A 6344-nucleotide genomic window follows, 5' to 3' on the forward strand; every position below is an offset into this window, starting at 1 on the left:
TGGATCAAAAAGTGAAACGACAGATCCTCAAGACCATTCTCTTTGCCATGCCCAAGGTCCTCGACCTGACGGCACGCCGCTTCCCTGCCTATCGCGATCGGCTAAAGGAGCGCGATCTCGTCGCGTGGATCGGGCTCATGGATCAAAGCATCGGTCGCGTCATCAAGTTCAAGAACGGCCGCATCCGGTCGTGTGCCGGCAGGCATCCGCAGCCCGACGTACGCATGCTATTCAAGGACGTGGCCACCGCCCTGAAATTTCTCTCCGCCAGTCCGGACTACCTGGAAATCATCCATGCGGCGAAAAATTTCAAGGTGGTTACTGAAGGCGACGATGAGTTGCTGGTGTGGTTCATGCAAACGCTGAGCATGATGCAAACCATCAGCCTGCCGATGGGTACGCCCATGCGCGACGGCACGCAGCGCTACACCACTTGCACCAATGGCGGCCCTTTATTCGTGTACGTGAGAAATGGACGCATCATTCGCGTGACGCCTGTCGATCTCGACAACAAGGATGCCCCGAGCTGGGAGATTGAAGCGCGTGGACGCCGTTTCAGCCCGCCACGGCGTGGCCTCGTCGCGCCGCACGCATTGGCGATCAAGTCGCTCGTCTATTCGGACAAGCGCATCCTTCACCCGATGAAGCGAGTCGATTTCGACCCAGACGGCGAGCGCAATCCACAAAACCGTGGCAAGTCTGCCTATGTGCCGATCAGCTGGGACGAGGCGTTGGACATTGTCGCGAAAGAGATCAACCGGCAAAAGCGTGTTCACGGTCCGGGCGCCATAACGTTCCCCATGTCGTCGCACCACCAGTGGGGCAATATCGGCTACTACCTCAGCGCGTTGACGCGTTTTGCCAACCTGATCGGCTTCACACGGGTGGCCGCCAATCCGGACAGCTGGGAAGGTTGGTACTGGGGGGCCATGCATCACTTCGGCAACTCGATGCGCGTTGGCGTACCGTCCGGCTATGGCGGAATCGAGGATTGCCTGAAGGAAGCCGAAATGATCGTTTTCTGGTCTAGCGACCCGGAAAGCACGAATGGCGCCTACGCCGGATTCGAAGGTACGCCGAGGCGTCTTTGGGCAAAGGAACTGGGAATCGAGTTCGTCCATATCGATCCGCACTGCAATCCGACTGCCCAGTTGCTGGGTGGGCGATGGGTTCCGGTCCGACCGCAAACGGACGCGGCCCTCGCCACTGCCATCATGTATGTATGGCTGATGGAGGACCTGTACGACAAGGATTACGTCGCTAACCGGACGACCGGGTTCGACGAATGGCGGGCCTACCTGACGGGCGAGACGGATGGCGTGCCGAAAACGCCCGAATGGCAGGCGCTGGAAACCGGCGTGCCGGCCAAGGACGTTCGAGCCCTGGCGCGGCGGTGGGGGAAGAAGAAGGTGTATCTCGCCGTCGGAATGACGGGCGCGGGGTTTGGAGGGGCGGGACGCGGCGCGACGGGCGCCCAATGGGCGCGTTGCATGATCATGATGATGGCGATGCAGGGTTGGGGCAAGCCGGGCGTCAATTTCGGCTGCCTCGAAATCGGCGTTCCGCACGATCTGAACTTCTACTTTCCGGGCTACGCGGACGGTGGGATGTCGGGCGAGCTCGCGTGGACCGCGAACGCCGTGAACAACTATCAACGCATGCCGCACATCCTGACGATGAATCCGGTCAAGCAGATGGTCCCGCGGCAGCAGTTGCCCGATGCAATCATCAACGGCCACGCGACAGGCTACCTCTGGGACGGCATGTCCCAGGAAGCGCAGTTCGCGCCGTTCAGTTATCCGATGCCCGGTTACTCGCCGATCCGCATGATCTATCGCTATGGCGGCTCTGCCTTCAGCACGGTCACGAAAGCGGGGCGCTGGGCCGATGCTTACCGTCACCCGAGCATCGAGTTCGTGGTCAATCAGTCGATCTGGATGGAAGGCGAGGCGAAGTTCGCCGATATCATTCTGCCTGCATGCACATCGCTGGAGCGGTGGGACATCGGCGAATGGTCGAATTCCGGTGGCTACGCGCATCACGGCTTCAACACGGTCAATCACCGCATGATTACGCTGCAGCACAAGTGCATCGAACCTTTGGGCGAGTCCCGCTCCGACTATGACATCTTCACCGCTATTCTGACCCGTCTGGGACTTGGCAGCGTGTTCACCGAGGGCTGCGGGGAGCTGGACTGGGTCAAGCGCGTTTTCAACTCGTCGGATTTGCCGGATCACATTTCGTGGCGCGAGTTCTGCCGTAAAGGCTACTTCGTTGTGCCGACCGAAAAACCGGAATTGCGACATCCAGTGGATATGCGCTGGTTCGCGGAAGGCCGGCGCAAGGATTTGCAGGAGCCGCATCCGATGCCGTCGCAATATGCCGAAAAATTCGGCATGGGCCTGCAGACGCCCAGCGGCAAGCTCGAGTTCGTACCCGAGTTGCTGAAGCGGCACACAGCGGACAACCCGGAGCGGCCGGCGGTGAACCGATACATCCCGTCCTGGGAGGGCATGCGCTCTCCACTGGCACAGCGATATCCGCTGCAACTGATCGCCACGCATAGCCGTTACAGTTTTCACACCCACTGCGACGGCAAGAACTCCTCGGTCAACAGCATCGAAGATCATCGTGCGTTGATTGGCGGACATCGCTTCTGGCTGCTGAGACTCGGTGCCGTCGACGCGGCGGCCCGCGGCATTGCCCATCGCGATCTCGTCAAGGTCTACAACGACCGCGGTGCGGTGATCTGCGCGGCTGACGTATCGCCGCTGGTTACTGCCGGGGTAGTCAAGTCATACGAGGCGAGCGCTGAATTCCAGTTGATCGAATTAGACGGGGAGCACGTCGAAATTGGCGGTTGCATGAACCTGCTGACCCCGGATCGGCCCCAGACGGCAGGTACAAGCAGCATGAGTCCGAATTCATGTCTTGTGCAGGTGGAAAAGTGGAAAAGCGCGGATGCTTTCCTGATCCGTCGCGCAGCGTGAGGAGCACACGATGAGCAAATGGAACCTGATTATCAAGGTCGGGCAATGCGAGAACTGCCAGAACTGCGTCGTCGCGGCGCGGGACGAGCATGTCGGCAATGACTTTCCTGGGTACGCCGCGCCTGCTGCGGCAAGCGCCGAAAGCCCCATTCGCATCCTGCGCCGCGTGCAGGGCGAGTCCCACATGGTTGAAACGACATACTTGCCGGTCATGTGCAATCACTGCGACGACGCGCCCTGCATGCGCGTCGGCGGCGATGCGATCCGCAAGCGATCCGACGGCATCGTCATCATTGATCCGGACAAGGCGCGAGGGCGCAAGGACATCGTCAAGTCCTGCCCGTACAAGGCGATCGTCTGGAACGAGGAACTGCAACTGCCGCAGACCTGGATCTTCGACGCGCATCTGCTCGATCAAGGTTGGTCACACCCGCGTTGTCAGCAGTCGTGCCCGACCGAAGTGTTCGAAGCGGTAAAGCTCGACGACGAGTCGATGGCCGAAAAGGCGCGGCGCGAGGGCCTCAGGGTGCTGCAGCCCAACTTTGGGACGAAGCCACGCGTGTGGTACAGCGCCCTGGCGCGCTGGGACACATGCTTCATCGGAGGAAGTGTGAGTGCGCAGATTGGAGATGTGGTCGAATGCGTCGCGGGTGCGGAAGTGACCCTGTACGGCGGCGATCGCATGGTGGCCGAAACCGTGTCGGACGGCTTCGGCGATTTTCGGTTTGTCGGCTTGGCGAGGAGTAGCGGCGTCTACAAAGTCGAAATCCGTCATGCACACGGGGAGGCTTCGCACCAGTGCGAATTAGGCGAAAGCGTCTACCTTGGCGAGCTCAGCCTCGCTCGGCCCTCACGAATTATGGCGAATGACGGACTTCATTACGCTGCGTTATCCCAGAACCGCGGTTCCGTCGCATCGTGACGGATTTTACGTCTGAGCATGCCTGGCACGGAGAGCCATTCCACTCAACGACTTGAAGTCTGTCCGTTAGGGATGCTCTGCACAAAACGGAATCGAGTGTATTTGACGATTGAATAGGGAGCTGAATGCGCCACGATGCCAACCTATCACCCCCGAGCGAAGCTGGCTGGCATACGTCGAACGGTACGCGGGCTGCGCACCGGGTATCGGCGCGGGCCAGGAACACGCTCATGCCCCAGCAGCCAGCAACTTGCCGCGCGCCATCCACAGGTTGGAGAGCGCAAACAAGGTCATAAGGTGTGCGGTGTTCGTCTTCAGCCCTCGATAGCGGACCTTGGCGTAGCCGAACTGGCGCTTGATTACCCGGAACGGATGCTCGATCTTGACCCGGATGCCAGCCTTGACTCGCTCGACTTGATCGATGAGTGCGTCAAGCGGCTTGCCTTTGTCCAGAATACGGCGGCGTCCCGGCTTCATCGCCACGTGCCAGGTCACGCCTGCCCGCGCTCCGTCGCGGGTAGGGTAAGCAACAACATTTGCAGCACGCAACAGGTGGGTAAAAGGTCCAGAGCGTCGATTTATTAAGCGTTCGTGTATCAGCGCGACACGAATTGCGTGTCTTGGTCAGCTTTAGGCTTGTCGTCGGCGTGAGTTTAGTGGTCGAAACGACAAGAATTGGTTGTCTTGGTGCGACATCAATTGATGGACTCTACAACTACTTCTTTGGGTGCCCCTGCCCCTAGCCTTCGTCCATCATGACGCCATTGCCTGGCAATTGGCATCATGTTTTTACCGATCGCGGGAGCTGGATGACATCGCGGACATGTACCTGCGCGCCGCGCGCCGTGCGTATCTGCGTTGGGGCTCGACTGGCAAGGTGCTGCAGCTCGACAACCGCTATCCGCAATTTGTCCGGGATGTTCACGGCAACGCAGTTGCAAGGTGCAGTGAAGCGCCTGTTGAGCATCTCGATCTGGCGACGGTCCTCAAGGTGTCGCAAGCCGTATCCGGGGAGATCGATTCGAATAACCTGATTCAGGCGGTCATTCGAACCGCCGTTGAGCATGCAGGTGCGGATCGCGGCGCACTCGTCGTTGCAAACGGGCCGGTATTGAGGGTTGAGGCCGAAGCAATCTCGACGAGCGATTCCACGCAGGTCAGCCTGGACATACGGGCGCTCGATGCGGTTCCGTTGCCGAAGTCCGCCATCCACTATGCCATTCGCTCGCGAGAGAGCGTGATTGTCAACGACACTGCGGAACTCCACGATTTTTCCGGTGATCCGTATTTTGGCCGATCGCATTACCACCATTCAGTTGCATGCATGCCACTGGTTCGTCAAGGGCGGCCGATCGCATTGTTGTATCTCGAGAATAGCCTGGCATCGAACGTGTTCACGGCGCACAGAATTGCCGTGCTGAAGTTGCTGGCATCCCAAGCCGCCATTTCGCTCGAGAACGCTCGCCTTTATCTTGACGAAGTGCGTGCGGCGCTTGAGCGTGTCGTGAACAACGGCACGCGGGCGAACGACGTTGTGACAAGGCTCCGGGAACTCGTCAAGCGAGCGCCGCCCCGATGCGAATACGCTGCCGTCAACGACGCCATTCGCGAGGTCATCACGCTGGCGCATGGCGAGTCGTCGAAGCACGGCGTGACGGTCCTGATGGATCTGGAAGAGGGCTTGCCGGATATTTACGGAGATCGGATGCAGTTGCAGCTGGTCGTCATGAACCTCGTGGTGAATGCGATCGAGGCAATGGCCGGGGGCGGAGAATGGGGGCGGGAATTGGCGATCGCCACGTATCTCGGCACGGCGCGCAACCTGTGTATCTCGATCGGCGATACAGGGCCGGGACTGGATGCCGCCAGGAGCGAACGGCTCTTCGAGCCCTTCTACACAACCGACGCGACCGGAATGGGAATGGGACTGTCAATTTGCCGTTCTATCGTCGAAGCGCATTGCGGCCCGCTTCACGTGCGGGTGAATGAACCGCGGGGTGCCGTGTTACGTGTGGAGCTGCATTGGCGGAAGCAGGCTGAACCGTCGATTGGCAATGCTTGCGCTCGTCGCGGCAGCCCGAAATCTGGTTGGCGGGATACCGTGCATGTTAAGACCGTTCGGGACGCAACTCAGATAAATTAAGTCTTGGACGGACTTGGTGGTGGACATCTAGACTTCATCGTACTCACTCAATGAATGGAGTTAAACGATGAGCATCAAGGATAAATTGCCTGCCGGTACGGTGTTGGGTTTCGGTGCAGCCCCGCTCGGCAACATGTTCCGCAACATTCCGGAAGAAGAAGCGCTGGCGACGGTCGAAGCCGCCTGGCAACGCGGCGTGCGTTATTTCGATACGGCGCCGTTCTATGGGGCCGGCCTGTCGGAAATTCGCGTTGGCGCCGCGCTCGCGAACCATCCGCGTGACGAATAC

4 protein-coding genes and 1 pseudogene are annotated in these 6344 nt (G+C 59.7%); 4 read left to right on the forward strand and 1 reads right to left on the reverse strand.

All coding sequences use genetic code 11. From position 1 onward, the window contains the following. Positions 1–11: 11 nt before the first annotated feature. Positions 12–2990, forward strand: coding sequence for a molybdopterin-dependent oxidoreductase (locus tag PI86_RS06230; protein WP_039319886.1), 2979 nt, complete (start codon positions 12–14; stop codon positions 2988–2990). Positions 2991–3000: 10 nt separating this feature from the next. Further along, entirely contained in the window at positions 3001–3912 is a 912-nt protein-coding gene (locus PI86_RS06235) for a 4Fe-4S dicluster domain-containing protein (RefSeq protein ID WP_052319385.1), read from the forward strand. Positions 3913–4140: 228 nt separating this feature from the next. Here PI86_RS06235 and PI86_RS06240 read toward each other — a convergent pair. After that, positions 4141–4410 (reverse strand): annotated as a pseudogene (locus PI86_RS06240) (transposase); the annotation flags it as partial. A 325-nt stretch (positions 4411–4735) separates the two neighbouring features. Here PI86_RS06240 and PI86_RS06245 point away from each other — a divergent pair. Further along, positions 4736–6055, forward strand: coding sequence for a GAF domain-containing sensor histidine kinase (locus PI86_RS06245; RefSeq protein ID WP_039319888.1), 1320 nt, complete (start codon positions 4736–4738; stop codon positions 6053–6055). A gap of 67 nt (positions 6056–6122) precedes the next feature. Beyond that, positions 6123–6344 (forward strand): aldo/keto reductase (locus tag PI86_RS06250; protein WP_039319890.1); only part of this gene is annotated, 222 nt, incomplete at its 3' end.

The sequence above is a fragment of the Burkholderia sp. A9 genome (genome assembly GCF_000801975.1).